Source organism: Microtetraspora malaysiensis, assembly GCF_050947145.1.
Taxonomy (GTDB): domain Bacteria; phylum Actinomycetota; class Actinomycetes; order Streptosporangiales; family Streptosporangiaceae; genus Microtetraspora_A; species Microtetraspora_A malaysiensis.
In genome coordinates, this window is sequence record NZ_CP191998.1 from 5676624 (window position 1) to 5696651 (window position 20028).

The following is a 20028-nucleotide window of genomic DNA, read 5'->3' on the forward strand; positions in this document are numbered from 1 at the left end:
GACGCGAATGGCGGATCACCTGTACTCCGCCGGAAAAACCGACGGCTTTCACGGGGCGTGAAAGCAGAACGCCTCATCGGATGAGTAGGGGATGTGACTGCCAATTCGACGGCTATGGATCTCGCCGATCCACGGGAGATGATCAGCGACGAGGCTCTGGTGGAGCTGTCGCGCCGGACACCCGAACGGTTCGGTGAGATCTACGACCGGCACGTGAGCGAGATCCACGCCTACCTGGGCAGGCGACTCGACCGGCAGGCCGCGGACGATCTCACGGCCGAGGTGTTCCTGGCCGCGTTCAGGAAACGCGAGACGTTCGATCCCCGGCGTGGCTCGGTCCGTCCCTGGCTGTACGGCTTCGCCGGCAACATGATCGCGCTACACCGGCGCGCCGAAGCCCGGCGGCTGGCGGCGCTGCAGCGCAACGCCGGCGCGGACGACGACCGGGAGCACGGCCACGAGGATCGCGTGGTCACCCGCGTGGACGCCGTGAGCACACAGGGGCGGCTCGCGGCCGAACTGCGCGCGCTGTCCGACGGCGACAGGGACGTGCTGCTGCTGAGCGCACTGGGCGAGCTGAGCCATCAAGAGGTGGCCCAGGCGCTCGACATCCCGTACGGCACCGTCGGATCCCGCCTGTCCCGGGTGCGCAGGAAGCTTCGTGCCGCCCTGGGCGGCGTCAATCCATTGCTTGGAGGCTCTGATGGATGACTACCGGGCGGTGCGGGACCTGCTGCCCACACCGCCGTTGTCGCCCGAGGTCGAGCGGGCCGGGCGCGAACGGCTGGCCGCCGCCTTCGCCCAGGAGCGGGTACGGCGTGGCCGCAGGGGCGCCAGGTGGAGTGCGCTGGCGCTCGGCCTGGCCGGGGCCGCCGCGGCGGCGGCGATCGTCGTCGCGCACATCGCGCCCGCCGGCGTGCCCGCCCCTCATGGCGCGGCCGCCCAGGCGGACGGCAAGCGGTTCCTACTGGTCGCGGCCGCCTCGGTGGCTGCCATGCCCGACGAAGGCGCGTGGTGGGGCAGCACGGAGGTCCGCGGCCGGCAGTTCCACGAGCCCGGCGGACGGTACGTCCTGCGTGAGAGCGAGTCGATTGAGACCTGGATCCCCGTGGACCCCGAAGGGCGCACCTGGTACCGCGAGACCCCTCAGGGGATCAAGCCCGCGACGCCCCAGGACGAGGCGGCCTGGCGCGCCGACGGCTCACCGACGTCCTGGACATACGACAAGCGCTCGGAAGCCGGCCGCTTCGATGTCGTGCGCTCCGAACCCGGTGAGCAGCGGACCTGGTCGACCGAGGACTGGGACTTCCGCATCCTCCTGGCGGGCAAGCCGCTGACCAAGATGAGCGAGGTGCCCGACACCCCCGAGGGGCTGAAGGCGTTCTTCGGCGCCGATGACCGTGCGACCATCGATGCCGCGGCGCGGCTGCTGTTCTTCGCGCCGGTGACGAGCGAGACCAGGGCCGCCGCGTACCGGCTGCTCGCTTCCATGCCCGGGGTCGCCGCCGTCGGGCAGGTGACCGACGCGCTGGGCCGTGCCGGGCAGGCGGTCGAGTACGAGTCCGGGGAGTTCGCCCCGCCGAACTACGCGGGGGCGACCAGGACCCGGCTGGTGATCGACCCCGCCTCCGGCAGACCGCTTTCCATCGAAACCCGTTCCGTCGCGGACGGCCTGCTCCTGACGTACACCGCGATTCAGGACAGCCGCTGGGCGGACGACAACCCGTTGAAGGAGACGAAATGAGATTCACTCTTGCCGTTGCCGCTGGGCTGCTGTTCGCTGATGTGGCCGCTGTTCCGGCGTCCGCCGACGCGCCGAAGGCGGCGTACTGGCGGGTCGAGACGACCTTCACCAGGACGCATGACCACGCCGTCGGCAGCGGCTACTACCTGACCCAGCGCAGCGTCGAGACCGAGTGGCTGTCGCCAGAGGGCAGGAGCTGGTTCGGCTTCCGTGAGCTGGGAGCCAAGCCCGCGACCAAGAAGGACGAGGCGGCCTGGCGCGCCGACGGATCTCCGACCACCTGGGCCTACCGCACGGAAGGCATGAAGATCCGCCTGTCCGTCAAGCCGGGCAAGGGCACCATCGGGGTGACCAAGAAGCCTGACGGGTTCCTCTACTTGGGTGAGAAGTACGTGACCTACCAGCAGCTCCAGTCGCTGCCCACGGATACCGAGGCGCTCAGGAAGCACCTCCTCGCGGACATCAACGCCTGGATCGACGAGGCCGCGGAGGAGGCCAAGACCACCAGCCCGAAGTCCAAGAAGGAGGACTGGCTGGTCGACCTCGACCGGTACGTGGCCAGGGGGGCGAGCGAGCTGCTGTACGTGAACCCGGTGCCCGACAAGGTCAGGGCCGCCGCCTACCAGGTCCTCAAGACCACCAAGGGCGTCAGCGACCTCGGCCGGAGCAAGGACCCGCTGGGCCGCTCCGGCCAGAAACTCGCCCTGCCCGTCTCGTCCAGCCAGGGGTCGGTGCTCAAACAGCAGCTCCTTGTGGACACCACGGCCATGACGCTGTTGGCCGAATACACCGACCTGAAGGATGGCGGAAAGCCGATGCTCGGCACGTCCGGCGTGCAGACGTTCAAGGCCGGTTGGACGAACGACAAGCCCGCCGTTCCAGGCGTGAGCTGACCTGAGCCTTCGCCGCAGCCCTGATGTCGGCGTCAGGGCTGCGGGTACCGGGGCCGTCGTGTTTCAGCAGCTGGAAGGGCCTCTTCCGAGATCTGACAGAGATCGGAAGAGGCCTTACTCGGGCCCGCCGCGACCCGCTCACGGCCTACATACCCGAATTCAAGATCGCGGAGATGGCCGAACTCGAGTCAAAAGTGCTGTTCCGATTCATGACGATGAGATCTCGGCCATAACGCCGTCCGGATTATTACTCAAGAGTTATTCACGGTGCGACGTACTGGTCGTGCTTGGCATACAGCTCAGTCCATTCCTCCTCGGTGAGCCGGCGGCCGGAAGCGGCGATTTCGGCGAGTTCCTGGAAGTACGCCTCCCGGGGTGCACCCGGGGTGAACAGCACCAGCATGGAAGCAGGTGCATCGGAATTGTTGCTGAAAGCGTGGATCCCGCCCGGCGGCACGTACAGGAAGTCGCCCGGTGTCGCGTCCAGCCATCGCTCGCCGTTGTACAGCGAGACGGTGCCCTCCAGGACGAAGAACGACTCGGAAATCGTCCGGTGAAAATGGGCGCCGGGGCCGTTCGGGATCGCGGCCATGTCCCAGCGGTAGAGACCGAACTGGCCATCCGTGCTCGCCCCGGTGGCCAGATAGCCGACCCGGGACTTGACCCCGATCGTGAGGTCCGGCGGCACGTCGGCCGACCGGAAGGCTGCGCTGGCGATCCCGTGATCCTTCAAGTATCGCGGCGGCGGATAGGACATCGTTACCGGCTCCTAGCGGTGGATCGATCTGAGCGGCATGACCCTAGGCGACGAAGTGGCTCCGTCGGCAGATCCAATTCACGCCTGTTTGATAGAGCCAAGATCTCGCGCCCAAGGGTGCAACGCCTCCTGTCCGGCGGCCAGACAAGCCATGGCCAAGATCGACCGCTCCCACCGCGAGACCTTCGCCGGACTGCCCGTCGCCGACCCCGACCTCTCATCGGTGTGCGCTTCGATTCTGGTCGCGAGCGCCCGCCACCACGACCCTTTGACGGCTTTGCCGCGGTAGACGACGTCGTGACGACGCGCCGCCGAAGATGCGGCTCTCCCAGAGCCACCTGTCCCCGCCGGGATGGGCGGTCAGGCCGCCCGAACTGGGACAGGTAGACGCCGTCCTTGCCAGCCGCTCGAGGATCGCCGGCTCGCCCACCAGGCGGTCGGGATGGAGGTTGAGCGTCACACGCAGGCCGGGATCGACCGGGCTGTGAGGTGGCTGAGGGCGCGTGCGTGTGCCGTACCCGGCATGTCTGTCGTCATCATGACCCGTCGGACGCGTGCAACAGGAAGGCCAGCACATCGGCGAGCAGTGCCTGCTCCTGGTCTCTGGTCGAGCCGGCGCCATGCCAACCGTGCTCCTCGACGCGCATCAGCACCGGCCGGCCGGAGGCCGTGGCCGCCTGCAGGCGGGCAGCCAGCTTCGCCGGCTGCCACGGCGGCACCCGCGCGTCGCGCAGGCCGGTGGTCAGCAGCACCGCCGGGTACGGCACGCCGTCCCGAACCCGCAGGTAGGCGTCGATGATCAGCAGGGCACGCAGGCCCTCCTCGGTGGTGACGCTGCCGAACTCGGGCACGTTGATCGGCCCGCTCTCGCCGAACTCGTTGCGCGTGGCGTTCACCGTCGGCACGTGCATCGCCATGGCCGCCCACAGATCGGGGCGGCGCACCAGCGCGCCGCCGGTGGGGATGCCGCCGCTGCTGGCGCCCTCGGCAGCCAGTCGCCCCGGGCGGGTGTAGCCGAGGGCGATGAGATGCTCGGCGCAGTCGATGAAGTCCGTGATGGTGGCCTCCTTGCGCTCGCCGCGCCCGGCCTCGTGCCATTCCCGGCCGTAGGCGCCGCCGCCGCGCAGGTGCGTGACGGCGTAGACGCCGCCACGCTCGTACCAGGCGAGCATCTCGGGACGGAACTCCGGCAGGTCGATGAACCCGTGGGAGCCGTAGCCGGTGAGCACGGCCGGGTTGTCGCCGTTCAGCTCCAGGTCCTTGTGGTGGATGACCGTGAGCGGGATCGGCGTCCCGTCCCTCGCGGGCACGTGCAGGGTACGGACGTGCACGTCGCCGAAGTCCACCGGTGAGCGGGGCGCCAGCCCGGTGTCCTGGAGGGACTGGCCGTCGTAGCGGTAGAGCCGTGGCGCGTCGGTCCAGCCGGCCACCAGCAGCAGGGCTTCGGGGCGCTCGGGGTGGGTGGTCCACTCCAGGATGGTGCCGTCCACCGGCATCGGGAGGTCGGCGGGCTCGCCACCGGACAGGGGTACGTGCCGTATCCGGCTGACGCTGCCGTCGAGATCGCGCACCAGCAGCCGGTCGCCCACCACCCGCACCGACTCCACCACGCGCTCGCCCGCGGGCACGACCACCCGGGCTCGGGACAGATCGGGTGCGGCAAGCGGAACGGCCAGCACGCGGGAGCGCGGCGCGTCCCGATGGGAGACCAGGTAGAGGGTGTCGTGGCTGGTGGCGAAGGTGGTCACGCCGTCGGCCACGTCCGCGACCTTCCGCCACGGGCAGGTGGCCGGGTCGGCCAGCCCGGCGCGCGGCGCCACGTATATCGTGCAGTCGCTCAGCTGCTCGCTGGTCCAGGGCCAGGGGCTGAGCGCCTCGTGGGAGATGATCGCCAGCATCCACTCGCCGTGTGGCGGCACCACCAGGAAAGGCCGGTCGCGCGGGGTCAGCTCGATGTGGGGGTTGAGGTCGCGGGCCAGCACCACCGTGTCCTGTGCCGGGTCGGCGCCCAGGTGGTGCAGGAAGGTACGGCTGTCCAGGAGGTGCTGCTCTGCGTAGCGGTGATAGACGAACGACCGGCTGTCCTCCAGCCAGCTCAGGAAGGCGAAGCGCGTCGTGGGCGGGATCGTCTCCCGGAGGGCGCCGGAGTCGGCGTCGATCACGTGGATGGAGCTGTTCTCCGACCCGGAGGCGGAGACGGCGCAGGCGACGTGGCGGCCGTCGGGGGAGGGCACGTACCAGTCGATGGCGTGGTGCCCGTCGCCGGGCACCGTGCCGGGGTCGAACAGGAGCCTGCTCGCTCCGTCGGCCTCGGTCACCGTCAGCACCGGCACGCGGGCGTCCGGCTCGCGTACCAGGGCGAAGACCCTGTCGGCCGCCATCGCGAGGCCGAAGTACCGCGTGAGCGCGCTGCCCAGTTCGCGGATCCGGGTCAGCAGGCCGGCGCGGTGCGGCAGGGCGTCCAGGTGCTCGCGGGCGTGCCTGGCCTGGCCGTCCAGCCAGTGGTGGAACTCCTCGCCTTCGGCTTCCATCCACCGGTAGGGGTCCTCGAGTGTGATGCCGTGGAGGGTCTCGCGCACGACGTCCACCCGGGCGATCGGGGGTTCGGTGATGTCGCTCATATGCGCATGATCATAGGCCGGAGATCCGGCGACATGTCGGGCACTAGGTCACGCGTCCCTCCGCCGGGCGCGCCTTACGGCCATGTAAGAAATGACCCCTGAGTTCCCGGTGGGCCCCTATCGACGCGGACTGCGCTGCTGTGGCCTGGGACCTGCGACTTCTTGCCTTCTCCAGTTCGATTAGCCCGGGCTACGGCCGGGCTGTGCAACAGCACGGCGGCGACGACGGCCCGCTACGACCGGCGCCCCTGAGAAGGCCCGCCGCGAGGCCGGCGACCGCATCACGCTCCCCGCATCACGTCCACTGTTCTGAGTGCGGTGTCCTGAGCCCAGCGGCGGCGGTACTCGCCAGGGGTGGTCCCGTACCACTGGCGGAAGGCCAGGTGGAAGCCGACCGTCGAGTGGTAGCCGACGCGCTCGCTGATCCGGCTGTGGGCGAGCATGGTCTCGCTCAGCAGGCGTGCGGCCTCCTGCATGCGGCGGGCGGTCAGGTGCCGGATCGGCGCCTCGCCGACCAGCTCGCGGAAGGTCGCCGCGAACGCCGAGCGCGACATCCCGGCCTGTGCTGCCAGTGACTCCACCGTCCAGGACTCGGCGAACCTCGTCTGTACGGCGTGCAGCGCCGTCCCGATCGCCGGGTGACGCAACGCCCGCAGGACCGGCGAGCCCTCGGCCAGCTCGCCCACCGCGGCCCGCAGCGCCAGCACGAAAACCAGCTCGAAGGCGCGCAGGGCGACCAGCGTCGCGCCGGGTTCGGCCAGGTCCCACTCGCCCGCCAGTCGCCCGAGGGTGTCGCCGAGCAGCCCGTGACCTTCCAGCGTGGCCTGGTCGAGCACCAGGATGGGCGGCAGCGCCCGGTAGATCGGCGAGATGGCGGCCCGGTCGTAGTGGAGCCCGCCGCAGAGCAGGACGGTCTGCTCGCCGGGCCCGCCGAGCTCGACGGTGCTCATGCCGCCCGGCGGCCGCTCGGGTAGCACAGCGGCGAGCGGCACGGCGGGGCGCCCCGGCCGGTCGCCCAGCCGGTGGGCGCTGCCGTGCGGGAAGACGGCCAGGTCCCCGGCGCGCAGCAGGACAGGCTCGGCGCCGGGCAACTCGACGGCACAGGTGCCCTCGTGCACATAGTGCAGCAGCGCGCAGTCCTCGCCCTCGCCCGCGATGCCCCAGGGCGACCCAGCCTGCCAGCGGCTGTGGAAGACTCCCTCCAGCCGCAGCGGGGCCAGCAGAGCGCTCAGCAGATCACCATCCACCGGACGATCCTTAAATAACCCGATATTTCGCTTTATCGAGCGTATCGCGGATTCGGTCGAGGCTGTCCGGCATGACCTTTCTTGTGATCGGCGCGGCAGGCGCCCAGGGCGGCGCGGTCGCGCGGCGGCTCGTCGCCGAGGGGCACACGGTGCGCGGCCTGACCAGGAGCGGCCGAGTGCCGCACGGAGTGGAGCCGGTCGCCGGCGACCTCGGCGACGCCGGGGCGGTGAAGGCGGCCTTCGCCGGGGTGACGCACGCCTCGGTGACGCTGCCCCTGGTCTACGAGCCGGACACGGTGGCCGATTACGTCCACCATGTGCGCGACGCCGCGCTGGCGGCCGGGGTGCGGCGGCTGGTGTTCAACACCGCCAACCGGCTGCCCGAGGCCACCACGCAGGTGGCGGCCTTCGAGACGCGCCGGTGGGCGGTGCGGACGCTGCAGTCGGCCGGTCTGCCGGTCGTGGTGCTGTGCCCGCCGGTCTACCTGGACAACCTGGCCGCGTCGTGGGTGGCAGGTCCGCTGGCGGCCGAGGGCGTGCTGCGCTACCCGCTGCCCGCCGACCTGCCGGTGCCCTGGCTTTCGCATGACGACCTGGGCGCCGCCACGCACGCCGCGCTCGTGCGTGACGATCTGGAGGGCGCCATGCTGAAGCTCGGCGGGCCCGACGTGGTGACCGGCGACGAGCTGGCGGCCGCCTTCGGCGCCCGCTACTCCGCGCAGGATCTGGCCGAGTTCGAGTCGGGCCTGGCGATGGCGCTGGGCGCGCCGACGGCCGCCGTGGTGGCGGCCACCTACCGCTGGGCCGCCGCCGACCGCGACCTGTTCGCGGCCGACCCCGCAGTGGCCGATCTGCTGGGCCTACGGCTGACGCCGCTACGCACCTGGATCGCCGCCCAGCCCTGGGCGACCCGGTGAACGGCGCCGAGGCGGAGATCGTCCGCCACCACGAGGTCATCGAACGCTGGCTGACCGGCGCCGCCGCGCGGGAGGAGTTCGCCCACTTCGCCGACGCCCACGCCCCCGGCTTCACGCTCATCACCCCCGACGGCCAGACGCTCTCCCGCGACCAGGTCCTCGCCGAGGTCGAGGCACTCTACGGCAGGGCACCGGGGCTGACCGTCGAGATCCGCCATGTGCGGATCGTCGCCTCCGACGGCGCCCTCCTCGTGGCCACCTACCAGGAGGTCCAGCCGGATCGGACCCGGCAGTCCACGGTGATCCTCCAGGCCGCCACGTGGTTACACCTGCACGAGACCTGGCTACCGTGACGGCGGCGCGTTCGCGGATGAACTGAGGGACCTGCTTCGCAGGGTCGACGGCTCTCAGATCCGGGCCCTCGTGGTCGCCGGAGAGAATCTGCGTAAGGCCCCCGAGGTGCTCGCCGCCCACGCCCACCGGCTGCCCCGGCTGCGCTCGCTCTTCCTCGGTTTCGTCGAGCCGGAGCAGTGGGAGATCTCCTGGATCCAGCAAGGCGACAAACGGACCGGGACGACGACCGGGGCCGTCGTCCCGGCGACGAGCGGCGGTCAGCCCTGCGCGTTCGCGATCGCGATGAGCCCCTCGATCTGCTCCCGCGACACGGGCGCGCCAGGGAAGGCCGTGAGCCGGCCGATCGGGAACGATTCGAGTATCTTCCGCAGTCCCTCGTCATTGGCCATCATCGACGCGCCGCCCCCGTCCGTGCCGGACATCGCCTGCCGTACGATCGGCCCGGCGACCGGGTGGGCGAGCAGCTCGCCGATCGAGGAGTCCATGGTGAGCGGCAGGCGCACGTCGTCGCCGGTGACGGCCACGGTGACGGCCGAGCGCACGTCGCGGCTGGACGCGGCGACCTCGACGACGTACTCGCCGCCCTCGACGATCCAGCGGTCCACACGGACGTCCCAGTACGCGAGGTCGGCGCGGCGCACCACCAGCTCGGCGACCGCCGTCTCGCCCGGCTCCAGCGCGACCGAGGCGAATGCCTTGAGCTCCCGGGGAGCCCGTTGGACCGCCGAGCCGGGCAGGGAGGTGTACACCTGCACGACCTCCCGGCCCGTGACCTGGCCCGTGTTCGTGACGGGCACGGTGACGGCGACGTCGCCGTCGGCCCGGACGGAGACCGAGGCGTCGCCGTAGCGGAACGTCGTGTACGACAGGCCGTGGCCGAACGGGTAGGCGACCTCGACCGACCTCGCGTCGTACCAGCGGTAGCCCACGAGCAGTCCCTCTCCGTAGCGCACGTGGCCGGACTCGCCGGGGAAGTTGCCGTACGACGGGGTGTCCGCCAGGCGCAGCGGGATGGTCTCGGTCAGCTTGCCGGAGGGGTTGACGACGCCGAACAGCACGTCGGCGGTGGCCCCGCCACCGGCCTGACCGAGGAGCCAGCCTTCAACGATCGTGGGCACCCGGTCGCGGAACGGCAGCGCAACCACACCGCCGTTGGACAGCACGACGACGGTGCGCGGGTTGGCCGCGACGACAGCGTCAAGCAGGTGGAGCTGGGCGGCGGGCAGATCGATGTGGTCGCGGTCGTACCCCTCGGACTCCTCCGCGGCCGGCAGACCGAGGAAGACGACGGCGACCTCGGCCGAGGAGGCCGCGGCGACGGCCTCGTCCCGCAGCGCGGCGGCGTCGCCCGTGCCGTCGAGCGTGAAGCCCTCCGCGTACATCACCTCGCCCGCCGACAGCGTGCGGATCTCGTCGATGGCGGTGTCGAGCCGCGTCGGGTTGATCAGGCTCGATCCGGCGCCCTGGTAGCGCGGTCGCGCCGCGAACGCGCCGATCACGGCCACGCGGGTGTCCCGGGCGAGGGGCAGCACGCCGTCGTTCTTCAGCAGCACGATCGATCGGCCGGCGGCCTCGCGGGCAAGCGCGTGGTGCGCCTCCACGTCGAGCGGCCCGGCGACCGCGGGGCGGGCCTGCGCCTTTCGTACGAGGTCGAGTACCCGGGCGGCGGCGGTGTCGAGTGTGTCCTCGTCGAGCGAGCCGTCCCGCACCGCGGCGACCACCTGGGCGTCGGTGCGGCCTCCGCTTGAGGGCATCTCCAGGTCGAGCCCGGCCTTCAGGCTCGCCACGCGGTCGGCGACCGCCCCCCAGTCGGAGACGACGAGGCCGGTGAAGCCCCACTCCTCGCGCAGCACCCGCGTCAGCAACCACGGATTCTCCGAGGCGTACACGCCGTTGATCCGGTTGTAGGCGCACATGACCGTCCAGGGCCGCGCGTCCTCGACCACCCGCTGGAAGCCGCGCAGGTAGATCTCGCGCAGCGGTCGCGGATCGACGTCGCTGGAGACGCGCATGCGGTCGGTTTCCTGGTTGTTCGCGGCGAAGTGCTTCAGCGACGCGCCCGCGCCCGTGGACTGGATCCCGCGTACGAGCGCCGCACCCATGACGCCGGACACGATCGGGTCCTCGGAGAAGTACTCGAAGTTGCGGCCGCACAGCGGCGACCGCTTGATGTTGACGCCCGGTCCGAGGAGCACGGCGACGTCCCCGATGGCCGACTCCACGCCCAGCGCCTCCCCGACGCGCCGCGCCAGCTCCGGGTCGAAGGACGAGCCGAGGCCGGCCGCGGGCGGGAAACACGTCGCGGGCACGCTGTCGGCGATGCCGAGATGGTCGTTTCCGCCGCGCTGCTTGCGCAGGCCGTGCGGGCCGTCGGTCATCATGATCGACGGGACGCCGGCCCGCTCGATCGCCTTGGTCGTCCAGAAGTCCGCGCCGCTGGTCAGCGACGCCTTCTCCTCCAGGGTGAGGCCGGCCGGTGTCTCGTTCACCTCGGTGGCGTTGTCGGTCATGGTGTCTGCCTTTCTGCTCTCGGCCCCCGGTCAGAACGGGTAGGTGGGAGCCTGCCCGCGCATCGTGATCCAGCGGGTCTCGGTGAACGCCTCGATGTTGGCCATCGCGCCACCGAAGCGGGAGCCGGTGCCGGAGGCGCCGACGCCGCCGAACGGGGCGTTGGCCTCGTCGTTGACCGTCTGGTCATTGATGTGCACGATGCCGGTCGGGATCCGCTGCGCCAGTTCCAAGCCCTTCATCGCGTCGCGCGTGACGATGCCCAGCGACAGGCCGTACTCAGTGGCGGTGGCCAGCTTGACGGCCTCATCGAGGCTGGAGAAGCGGGCGACGGGGGCGACCGGGCCGAAGACCTCCCGGGCGAACGCCGGAGTGTCCGGGGTGACGTCAGCCAGGACGGTGGCGGAGTAGAACAGGTTGTCGTAGGTGCCGCCGGTGGCGAGTCGCGCGCCCTGGTCGACGCTGTCGACGACCAGCTTGTGAATCTTGTCGAGCTGCCCGGCGTCGATGATCGGGCCGAGGGCGGCCTGGCCGCCGGCCGGGTCTCCGGCGGTGAGCTGCCGGGCCTTGACGGCCAGCCGCTCGACGAAGTCGTCGTAGAGCCGCTCGTGGACCAGGTGGCGGCCGGTGGTCATGCAGATCTGCCCCTGGTGGAAGAACGCCCCCCAGGCCGCCAGGTTGACCGCGGCGTCCAGGTCGGCGTCGTCCAGCACGATCAGGGCCGAGTTGCCGCCGAGCTCCAAGTGGGCTCGCTTGAGGTGGCGGCCGGCCAGCTCGCCGATGTGGCGACCCACAGGGGTGGAGCCGGTGAAGGAGATGACCCGTACCAGGGGGTGCGTGACCAGTGCCTCGCCGACGTCGGCCCCGCCGGGCAGCATCTGCAGCACACCCGGCGGCAGCCCGGCCTCTTCAAAGATGCGCGCTATCGTGACGCCGCCCGTGACGGCGGTACGCGGGTCCGGCTTGAGGATCACCGCGTTGCCCAGCGCCAGGGCCGGCGCCACCGAGCGGATGCCCAGGATGATCGGCACGTTGAACGGCGAGATCACGCCCACCACGCCGACCGGCCCCCTGGTCGCCAGGGACAGCCGGGGCTGCTCGCTGGGGATCACCTCTCCGTACGAGCGGCCGGGCAGCGTGGCGGCCTCGTAGCATTCCTGTTCCGCGGTGTGCACGGCGAAGCCCGCCATGCCGGGGACGGCGCCGACCTCACGGATGTTCCACCAGGCGATGTCGTCGGCGTGCTCGGCCCATAACTGACCGGCGCGCCGGAGCACCGCGGCGCGGACCGGATGCGGGGTCGCGGCCCACTCACGCTGCGCCTCGGCGGCGTTCTCGGCAGCCCGCGCCAGATCGTCGACGCCGGCCCGGCCGATCCGGCCGAGCGAAACGCCCGTTGCGGGTTCGATCACGTCGGCGCTGCCGCCGGAGCCCGCCTGCCACGAACCGCCGATGAAGATCTTGTCCTGCCACTGTGCCGCGTCGAGAAACACCGCGAAGTCCTTTCCTGCTGTGGGGATGGGTACCGCGGACGACGTCCGCGTCGTGGGTGGCCGCCGAGGTTCCGGGGCCAGGCGGGTGGATCAGGGGTCGATTCGGGCCAGGAACTTCCGCACTGCCTCGATCGCCTGCTCCCTTCCGCGCTGCCCGGCCCGGCATGGATCTGCAAACCCGAACCCGTCACCCGACCGAACGGCAGGACACGACAGAGAAGCCGACACAGAATCAGCCCAGCTCAGCTGCCTCGATCAAATTGCCGGGTTCCGGACAAGCACAAAACGTGATCTTCCCTGCGGGAACGGACCCCGTCAAGCCACAGGTCAGAGCCGTCGTGGCGGTATCTTGACGCGGTACGCGTGGTCAGATCGGCCACCGGGACCATCCGCCTGCCTGGCGCGGGCGAGCGACAGCTCGTCTTCGGCAGCGGGCGTCGCACCATGTTTCGTCCTTCTTCTTCGCGGCCGGCGTTCAGCCGGCCGGATCATGGCGCATCGGGCTGAAGGCCCGGGCGACGAGCGAGCGGAGTGCCTCGAGGCCGCCTTCGGCGAAGCCCGCGGAGCGGGCCTGCACGAGCACGTTGCCGATGGCCGTCGCCTCCACGGGTCCCGCGAGCACCGGGAGGCCCGAGCGGTCGGCCGTGCGCTGGCAGAGCAGGGCGTTGAGCGCGCCGCCGCCCACGATGTGGATCGTCTCGACGCCGACGCCCGAGAGGGCCGACGCCGTGCGCACGGCTCTCGCGAACGCCTCGGCCAGGCTCTCGACGATCGATCGGGCGAACTCCGCGCGGCTCCGCGGCGCGGCGACCCCGCGCTCGGCGCACCACTCCGCGATGCGCCCCGGCAGGTCGCCCGGGGCGAGAAACCGCGGGTCGTTCGCGTCGAACACGGGCACCGCGGTCGTGACCGCGGCCGCCTGTGCGAGAAGCTCGGGCAGGTCGATCGACGACCCGTCGCGCTCCCACCAGCGCACCGACTCCGACAGCAGCCAGAGCCCCATGACGTTGTGCAGGAAGCGCACCCGGCCGTCGACGCCGCCCTCGTTCGTGAAGTTCGCCTCGCGCGCGGCGTCCGTGGTCACCGGCCGCTCGAGCTCGACGCCGACGAGGCCCCAGGTGCCGCAAGAGATGTAGGCGGCGGACTCGGGGCGCATCGGCACGGCCACGACCGCCGAGGCCGTGTCGTGCGAGCCGACGGCCACGACCTGCATCCCGGCGGGAGCGCCGAGTTCGGCGGCGACTCCGGGCCGCAGGCCGCCGAGCGAGGTACCCGGCGAGACGAGGCGGGGCAGCACGGACGCCTCGAGTCCGAGCCGTTCGACGAGCTCGCGGTCCCACCCGCCCGTCTCGACGTCCAGCAGCCCGGTCGTCGAGGCGTTGGTGCGCTCGGCGACCTTCGCGCCCGTGAGCTGGAAGCCGACGAGGTCGGGGATGAGCAGGAGTGAATCGGCGAGCCCGAGGCATCCGCCCGTCCGCTCGGCCGCGAGCTGGTACACGGTGTTGAACGGCAGGAACTGCAGGCCGTTGCGGCGGTAGAGCTCCTCGAACGGCACCCGCGCGTGCACTGCCTCGACCGCGGCCTCGTTGCGTTCGTCGCGGTAGTGGAACGGCTCGCCGAGGACGCGGTCGCCGCGCAGCAGCGCGTAGTCGACGGCCCAGGAGTCCACGCCGATCGACGCGACGCCGGGCTCGCGGCGGAACGCGTCCGCGAGCCCGCGCGTGAGGTCGCGGTACAGGCCCGTGAGATCCCAGTGCAGGCCCGACGCCAGGCGCACGGGAATGTTCGGGAACCGCGCGACGTGGTCGAGCCGGAGCGTGCCGGCCGCCTGGTCGACGTGCCCGACGACGACCCGGCCGCTCGTGGCCCCAAGGTCGACCGCGGCGACCGCCCCGGCGGTCATCGCAGGAACGCGGTGGCGACCCCCGCGTCGACCGGGACGTGCAGGCCGGTGGTGTGGCTGAGCTCGGGGCCGGTGAGCACGAACACCGCGTTCGCGACGTGCTCGGGCAGCACCTCGCGCTTCAGGATCGTGCGCTGGGCGTAGAACCTGCCGAGGTCCTCCTCGGGGATGCCGTAGGTCTTCGCCCGGTTGGCGCCCCAGCCCGAGGCGAAGATGCCCGAGCCGCGCACGACGCCGTCGGGGTTGACGCCGTTGACCCTGACGCCGTGCTCGCCGAGCTCGACCGCGAGCAGGCGCACCTGGTGGGCCTGGTCGGCCTTCGTCGCCGAGTAGGCGATGTTGTTCGGGCCGGCGAACACCGAGTTCTTCGAGGAGATGTAGACGATGTCGCCGCCGAGGCCCTGCTCGATGAGCACCCGCGCGGCAGCCTTCGACACGAGGAACGAGCCCTTGGCCATGACATCGTGCTGCAGGTCCCAGTCGGCCTCGGTGGTCTCGAGAAGCGGCTTCGACAGCGAGAGGCCGGCGTTGTTCACCACGAGGTCGAGGCCGCCGAAGGCAAGCACCGCCTCGTTGATCGCGGCCCCCACCTGCGCGGCGTCCGTCACGTTCGCCTGCACGCCGATCGCGACATCCGTACCGCCGAGCTCGGACGCCGCCGCCTGCGCCTTCTCGAGGTCGAGGTCGGCGACGACGACGCAGGCGCCCTCGGCCGCGAGCCGGGTGGCGACGGCCTTGCCGATGCCGGAGGCCGCGCCGGTAACGAGCGCGATGCGCGTCGCGTGCGTCTTGGGCTTCGGCATGCGCTGCAGCTTGGCCTCTTCGAGCGCCCAGTACTCGATGCGGAACTTCTCCTCGTCGGAGATGGGGGCATAGGTCGACAGCGCCTCGGCGCCGCGCATCACGTTGATCGCGTTCACGTAGAACTCGCCGGCCACGCGCGCGGTCTGCTTGTCCCTGCCGAACGAGAACATGCCGACGCCGGGCACGAGCACGATCGCCGGGTCGGCGCCGCGGATCGCGGGAGAGTCCTCGGTCGCGTAGGCGTCGTAGTACGCCCGATAGTCGGCGCGGTACTGCTCGTGCAGCTCCTTGAGGCGCGCGATGCTCTCCTCGACGCTCGCCGACGCCGGTAGGTCGAGCACGAGCGGCTTCACCTTCGTGCGCAGGAAGTGGTCGGGGCAGCTCGTGCCGAGCGCCGCGAGCGGCCGCAGCTTCTCGCGGGAGAGAAACTCGAGCACCACCTCGCTGTCGGTGAAGTGGCCGAGCTGCGGCCTGTCGTGCGACGCGAGCCCGCGGATCGTCGGCGCGAGCGCGGCGGCCCTCGCGCGCCGCTCGGCCTCGGGCAGCGGCTCGTAGCCCGGCACGACCGCGCCGAACGGCTCCGGCTTGCCGTGCTCGGTGAGGTACGCCGCGGCGGTGTCGATGATCCAGAGCGAGTTCCTCTCGCTCTCCTCGGAGGTGTCGCCCCACGCGGTGATGCCGTGGCCGCCGAGGATGCAGCCGACCGCCTGCGGGTTCTTCGCCTTGATCTCCGCGATGTCGAGGCCGAGCTGGAAGCCCGGGCGGCGCCATGGCACCCATACGACCCGGTCCCCGAAGATCCTCTTCGTGAGCTCCTCGCCGGCGGCGGCGGTCGCGATGGCGATGCCCGAATCCGGGTGCAGGTGGTCGACGTGCGCGGCGTCGACGAGGCCGTGCATGGCCGTGTCGATCGACGGCGCGGCGCCACCTCTGCCGTGCGGCCCGCCCAGCCCGAACAGGCAATGGTCGAACGCGGCGACCATCTCGTCCTCGCGCTCGACGCCCGGGTACACCTTCACGAGGTCGCGGAGCCGGTCGAGGCGCAGCACCGCGAGCCCGGCCTCGGTGAGCGTGCCGAGGTCGCCGCCCGAGCCCTTCACCCAGAGCAGTTCGACGGGCTCGCCGGTAACCGGGTCGGTCTCGGTGCCCTTCGCCGACGTGTTGCCGCCGGCGTAGTTCGTGTTCTTCGGGTCGGCGCCGAGGCGGTTCGACCGCGCGATGAGGTCGGCGGCTGCCTGGTTCGTCATGAGCGGGATCCTTCGGTGTGGCGGATGGTGGTCTGTTCCCCCGTCGGCCGGACAGGCCGCGTCGAGACCGTCGTGGTACCGGGGGTCGGAGAGTCCCTCGATCTCCGACGAGTCTCCGGAGATCGACGCGCTCCGGGCGGGAGCGGTCGAGTCTCGGCGACTCGATGGGCTCACGCGCCCCAGCCGGCCTGCGTGCCGCCGACGCGCTCATCGGCGGTCCGGGCAAGGTAGCCCGACCCGGCGAAGGCCGTCATCGGGTCGGCGGGCAGGCCCCGCGACTCGCGCCACTCCGCGAGGGCCGGGCGCACGTCGGTGTGGAACGCGTCCATGAAGACGCGGTTCGCCTCGAGCACGTCGCCGCCGCGCTGGGCGGCGGCGAGGGCCTCGCGGTCGACGAGCAGGGCGCGCGCGGTCATCTCCTGCACGTTGAGCACCGAGCGGATCTGGCCGGGGATCTTGTCCTCGACGTTGTGGCACTGGTCGAGCATGAACGCGACGTCGGGGTGGTTGAGGCCGCCGCCGCGGATGACTTCGAAGAGGATACGGAACAGCTGGAACGGGTCGGCCGCGCCGACGATGAGGTCGTCGTCGGCGTAGAAGCGCGAGTTGAAGTCGAAGGAGCCGAGTTTGCCGAGGCGCAGCAGCTGCATGACGATGAACTCGATGTTGGTGCCGGGCGCGTGGTGGCCGGTGTCGAGGCAGACCATGGCCTTGTCGCCGAGCGCGGCGACCTGGGCGTAGCTCGTGCCCCAGTCGGGCACGTCGGTGTGGTAGAACGCCGGCTCGAAGAACTTGTACTCGAGCACGAGGCGCTGCCCGTCGCCGAGCCGGTCGTAGATCGTCCTCAGCGACTCGTGCAGGCGATCTTGACGGCCGCGCAGGTCGGCCTGACCCGGGTAGTTCGAGCCCTCGGCGAGCCAGATCTTCAGGTCGCGGCTGCCGGTGGCGTGCATGACGTCGATGCACGCGAAGTGGTGGTCGATCGCCTTCCGCCGAACCCGCGGATCCTCGTGGGTGAGGGCGCCGAACTTGTAGTCGTCGTCCTGGAAAGTGTTCGAGTTGATCGTGCCGAGCGCGACGCCGAGGTCCTCGGCGTGCCGGCGCAGGTCGTCGTAGGAGTCGACCCTGTCCCACGGGATGTGCAGGGCCACGGTCGGCGCGAGGGCCGTGTACGCGTGCACCTGCGCGGCATCCGCGATCTTCTCGTACGGGTCGCGCGGCGTGCCCGGCGTCGAGAAGACCTTGAAGCGGGTGCCCGAGTTGCCGAACGCCCAGCTCGGCAACTCGATGGCCTGCCGCTCGAGCTCGGCCAGGATGTCTGGGGAGAGCGTGGTCACGATCGCTTCTTTCTGTCGGTCGGATGCCGCGGTCGGGTTCGTCGCCGAGCGCGGCGAACTGGGCTTCGAGGTGGAAGATCTCGGTCAGGCGCCGGGCGCCCCGGTCGGGCCGATCGTCGTCGAGCGCGCCCATGCCCGAGAGTCTCGGCTCAGTCGCAGGCGAGCGATGTACGATTGAATCGTTTCAAAGCGTAGTTACAACGGCCGGGTGCAAGCAAGTCATGCCAGTCGCGACGCGCTATGTTCTCGGAGTACCTCGGCGATCCGAGAGGTCGCCGCCTTCAGAATGCGGTGTGCGCGGCGATGCTTGCGGCGAGCGAGAAGCCGGCGGCCAGGCTGACGCGCCAAGGGGAGAACTGATGACGGTGAGCGTTCGCGATGTCGCAGCCGCGGCGTCAGTCTCGGTGGGTACCGTCTCCAATGTCCTGAACCACCCGGACAAGGTCGCCCCGGCGACCGTCGAACGCGTGCTCTCCGCGATCGAAGAACTGGGCTTTGTCCGGAACGACGCGGCTCGACAGTTGCGAGCCGGGAGAAGTCGTTCGATCGGGTTGGTGGTACTTGACGTGCGCAACCCCTTCTTCACCGAGGTCGCCCGTGGCGCCGAAGAGCGTGCGGCCGCGGAAGGCCTGACCGTGCTGCTCGGCAACAGCGGCGCGAACAGCGCCCGAGAAGCGGCGTATCTCGATCTCTTCGAGGAGCAGCGGGTTCACGGCTTGCTGATCACGCCGCTCAACGAGGAACTCGCAAGGCTTGAGCGGTTGCGCCGCCGCGGTACCCCGGTCGTGCTTGTCGACCGGCAGGCTCCTCCTCGCAGCTTCTCTTCAGTGGCGGTTGACGACGTCGCCGGCGGGTTCCTCGCCGCTCAGCACTTGCTTGAGCGGGGCCGCCGCCGGATCGCTTTCGTGGGCGGGCCACTCGGCATCCGGCAAGTCTCCGATCGTCTTGAGGGTGCTCGCCGCGCTGTCGCCGAGGTCGCGGGCGCGGCGATCGAGGTGGTTCCGACTGAGAGCCCGACGGTGTTGGAGGGTCGTACCGCCGGCGAGGCCCTGCAAGCGAGAACCCCGGCGGAGCGCCCCGACGCGGTGTTCGCTGCCAACGATCTGCTGGCGATGGGGCTGTTGCAGGCGCTTATGCTGCGAGGAAAGCTACGAGTGCCGGAGGACATGGCACTGATCGGATACGACGACATCGATTTCGCTGCCACGGCGATCGTGCCATTCACATCGATCAGGCAGCCGGCTGCTCTGCTCGGTCAGACGGCGGTCGATCTCCTGCTCCAGGAGGCGTCAGGCCGCGGAATGAAAGAACTCCGCCAAGTCGTCTTCCGTCCCGAACTCGTGGAGCGAGCTTCAACGCAAGCCTGATTCAACCTCCACTCCAATGCACGCGGGTGTCTCGCCTTCCCGCGTGCTCGGCGGGCAGTTAGGTCGCGGGCCACACAGCGGGCCGGTCGCGGTGGATCCGCTTAAGCGCAGCCCTGCTTAAGCGCAGCCCTAAAGAACACCAAGGGGCCCAGTACACGCTTTGGTCAGGAAACCGACCAAGGAGAATCCGATGACTTCCCCGAATGTCCCGAACGTGCTGGGCTTCCGCATCACCCACCGGGCCATGCGCGGCGACGCGCGCCGCCTCGCCAAGGTGACTCAGGAGATCGCCGCGGGGCGGCAGTCCTGCGACGCGCGCCGCGCCGCGGCGATCCGTGACTTCACCGTCCAGCTCTGCGCCGGCATCCACCACCACCACAGCGTCGAGGACGAGGCGCTCTGGCCCCTGCTCGTACGGTCGGCGGGCCCGGAGGTGGACCTCACCGACCTGAGCGACGACCACTCCGAGCTGGACCCCCTTCTGGACGAGGTCCGCGCGGCGATGGCCGACCCGGCCCAGGCGGCCAAGCCCCTGGCCCGGCTGGCCGACCTGCTCGACGAGCACATCGAGGAGGAGGAGCGCGTGATCTTCCCCATCATCGAGCGGCAGATCTCCGCCGCGGACTGGAACGCGGTGGAGAAGGTGGCCAGGAAGGGCGGCAAGATCTCCTTCGAACTGCCCCGGATCGAGCAGTACGCCCTGCCGTCGGAGATGGCGGAGCTGCGCAAGCTCGCGGGACCGGTGCTCGTGGTGCTGCTCGCGCTGATGCGCGGCGGCCACCGGCGACGCCAGCGGCTGATCTTCGGCGCCGCCTGACCCCGTCGCCCGGCCGGAC

At 70.8% G+C, this 20028-nt stretch carries 16 protein-coding genes; 8 read left to right on the plus strand and 8 right to left on the minus strand.

The features are described 5' to 3' along the window. Positions 1 to 93 precede the first annotated feature (93 nt). From ACQP1V_RS26800 to ACQP1V_RS26810, 3 genes are read left to right on the plus strand one after another with little or no spacing between them, the layout of a single operon-like run. Positions 94 to 711: an RNA polymerase sigma factor gene (locus tag ACQP1V_RS26800; protein ID WP_433412807.1), complete on the plus strand. Its 618-nt coding sequence runs from the start codon at positions 94 to 96 to the stop codon at positions 709 to 711. Further along, positions 704 to 1744, plus strand: a complete 1041-nt coding sequence (locus ACQP1V_RS26805) for a CU044_5270 family protein (RefSeq protein ID WP_433412809.1) — start codon at positions 704 to 706, stop codon at positions 1742 to 1744. Before ACQP1V_RS26800 ends, ACQP1V_RS26805 begins: the two co-directional genes overlap by 8 nt. Further along, positions 1741 to 2637: a hypothetical protein gene (locus tag ACQP1V_RS26810; RefSeq protein ID WP_433412811.1), complete on the plus strand. Its 897-nt coding sequence runs from the start codon at positions 1741 to 1743 to the stop codon at positions 2635 to 2637. The genes ACQP1V_RS26805 and ACQP1V_RS26810 overlap by 4 nt, the downstream gene beginning before the upstream one ends. Positions 2638 to 2899: 262 nt before the next feature. Here the strand turns inward: ACQP1V_RS26810 and ACQP1V_RS26815 are convergent, their stop codons facing one another. The 3 genes from ACQP1V_RS26815 to ACQP1V_RS26825 form a co-directional block, all read right to left on the minus strand. Then, entirely contained in the window at positions 2900 to 3394 is a 495-nt protein-coding gene (locus ACQP1V_RS26815; protein ID WP_433412813.1) for a cupin domain-containing protein, read from the minus strand. 536 nt (positions 3395 to 3930) lie between these two features. After that, entirely contained in the window at positions 3931 to 6015 is a 2085-nt protein-coding gene (locus ACQP1V_RS26820) for a prolyl oligopeptidase family serine peptidase (RefSeq protein ID WP_433412815.1), read from the minus strand. Between the two features lie 281 nt (positions 6016 to 6296). Further along, positions 6297 to 7262 (minus strand): AraC family transcriptional regulator, encoded by a 966-nt coding sequence (locus tag ACQP1V_RS26825; RefSeq protein WP_433412817.1) that lies wholly within the window; start codon positions 7260 to 7262, stop codon positions 6297 to 6299. Between the two features lie 71 nt (positions 7263 to 7333). Here ACQP1V_RS26825 and ACQP1V_RS26830 point away from each other — a divergent pair, with 71 nt between their 5' ends. Both ACQP1V_RS26830 and ACQP1V_RS26835 read left to right on the plus strand, forming a co-directional pair. After that, complete coding sequence (locus ACQP1V_RS26830) at positions 7334 to 8179, plus strand: SDR family oxidoreductase (protein ID WP_433412819.1); 846 nt, start codon at positions 7334 to 7336, stop codon at positions 8177 to 8179. Then, the gene (locus ACQP1V_RS26835; RefSeq protein WP_433412821.1) at positions 8176 to 8532 is read left to right on the plus strand and encodes a DUF4440 domain-containing protein; all 357 of its coding nucleotides are present in this window, start codon (positions 8176 to 8178) and stop codon (positions 8530 to 8532) included. Before ACQP1V_RS26830 ends, ACQP1V_RS26835 begins: the two co-directional genes overlap by 4 nt. Positions 8533 to 8790: 258 nt before the next feature. Here ACQP1V_RS26835 and ACQP1V_RS26840 read toward each other — a convergent pair whose 3' ends face one another. The 5 genes from ACQP1V_RS26840 to rhaI form a co-directional block, all read right to left on the minus strand. Further along, entirely contained in the window at positions 8791 to 11043 is a 2253-nt protein-coding gene (locus tag ACQP1V_RS26840; RefSeq protein ID WP_433412823.1) for a glycoside hydrolase family 3 C-terminal domain-containing protein, read from the minus strand. Positions 11044 to 11073: 30 nt separating this feature from the next. After that, positions 11074 to 12534 (minus strand): benzaldehyde dehydrogenase, encoded by a 1461-nt coding sequence (locus ACQP1V_RS26845; RefSeq protein WP_433412825.1) that lies wholly within the window; start codon positions 12532 to 12534, stop codon positions 11074 to 11076. A gap of 475 nt (positions 12535 to 13009) precedes the next feature. Beyond that, a complete protein-coding gene (locus tag ACQP1V_RS26850; RefSeq protein WP_433412827.1) occupies positions 13010 to 14437 on the minus strand; it encodes a rhamnulokinase in 1428 nt (475 codons plus the stop codon). Continuing rightward, positions 14434 to 16488 (minus strand): bifunctional aldolase/short-chain dehydrogenase, encoded by a 2055-nt coding sequence (locus ACQP1V_RS26855; RefSeq protein WP_433412829.1) that lies wholly within the window; start codon positions 16486 to 16488, stop codon positions 14434 to 14436. The genes ACQP1V_RS26850 and ACQP1V_RS26855 overlap by 4 nt, the downstream gene beginning before the upstream one ends. Before the next feature lie 170 nt (positions 16489 to 16658). Continuing rightward, entirely contained in the window at positions 16659 to 17825 is a 1167-nt protein-coding gene (rhaI, locus tag ACQP1V_RS26860) for an L-rhamnose isomerase (protein ID WP_433412831.1), read from the minus strand. Here rhaI and ACQP1V_RS26865 point away from each other — a divergent pair. The 3 genes from ACQP1V_RS26865 to ACQP1V_RS26875 all read left to right on the plus strand — a co-directional run bounded on the left by ACQP1V_RS26865 (position 17818) and on the right by ACQP1V_RS26875 (position 20009). Then, complete coding sequence (locus ACQP1V_RS26865) at positions 17818 to 18003, plus strand: hypothetical protein (protein ID WP_387411982.1); 186 nt, start codon at positions 17818 to 17820, stop codon at positions 18001 to 18003. The genes rhaI and ACQP1V_RS26865 overlap by 8 nt on opposite strands. 181 nt (positions 18004 to 18184) lie before the next feature. Then, positions 18185 to 19192, plus strand: coding sequence for a LacI family DNA-binding transcriptional regulator (locus ACQP1V_RS26870; RefSeq protein WP_433412833.1), 1008 nt, complete (start codon positions 18185 to 18187; stop codon positions 19190 to 19192). 190 nt (positions 19193 to 19382) lie between these two features. Beyond that, complete coding sequence (locus ACQP1V_RS26875; protein ID WP_433412835.1) at positions 19383 to 20009, plus strand: hemerythrin domain-containing protein; 627 nt, start codon at positions 19383 to 19385, stop codon at positions 20007 to 20009. Positions 20010 to 20028: the final 19 nt, after the last annotated feature.

Excerpts from the sequence above, each read along its gene's own strand:
- ACQP1V_RS26855 (WP_433412829.1), bottom strand. The coding sequence starts at position 16,488 with ATGACGAACCAGGCAGCCGCCGACCTCATCGCGCGGTCGAACCGCCTC.
- ACQP1V_RS26820 (WP_433412815.1), bottom strand. The coding sequence starts at position 6,015 with ATGAGCGACATCACCGAACCCCCGATCGCCCGGGTGGACGTCGTGCGC.
- ACQP1V_RS26805 (WP_433412809.1), top strand. The coding sequence starts at position 704 with ATGGATGACTACCGGGCGGTGCGGGACCTGCTGCCCACACCGCCGTTG.
- ACQP1V_RS26815 (WP_433412813.1), bottom strand. The coding sequence starts at position 3,394 with ATGTCCTATCCGCCGCCGCGATACTTGAAGGATCACGGGATCGCCAGC.
- ACQP1V_RS26870 (WP_433412833.1), top strand. The coding sequence starts at position 18,185 with ATGACGGTGAGCGTTCGCGATGTCGCAGCCGCGGCGTCAGTCTCGGTG.
- ACQP1V_RS26850 (WP_433412827.1), bottom strand. The coding sequence starts at position 14,437 with ATGACCGCCGGGGCGGTCGCCGCGGTCGACCTTGGGGCCACGAGCGGC.
- ACQP1V_RS26840 (WP_433412823.1), bottom strand. The coding sequence starts at position 11,043 with ATGACCGACAACGCCACCGAGGTGAACGAGACACCGGCCGGCCTCACC.
- ACQP1V_RS26830 (WP_433412819.1), top strand. The coding sequence starts at position 7,334 with ATGACCTTTCTTGTGATCGGCGCGGCAGGCGCCCAGGGCGGCGCGGTC.
- ACQP1V_RS26810 (WP_433412811.1), top strand. The coding sequence starts at position 1,741 with ATGAGATTCACTCTTGCCGTTGCCGCTGGGCTGCTGTTCGCTGATGTG.
- ACQP1V_RS26875 (WP_433412835.1), top strand. The coding sequence starts at position 19,383 with ATGACTTCCCCGAATGTCCCGAACGTGCTGGGCTTCCGCATCACCCAC.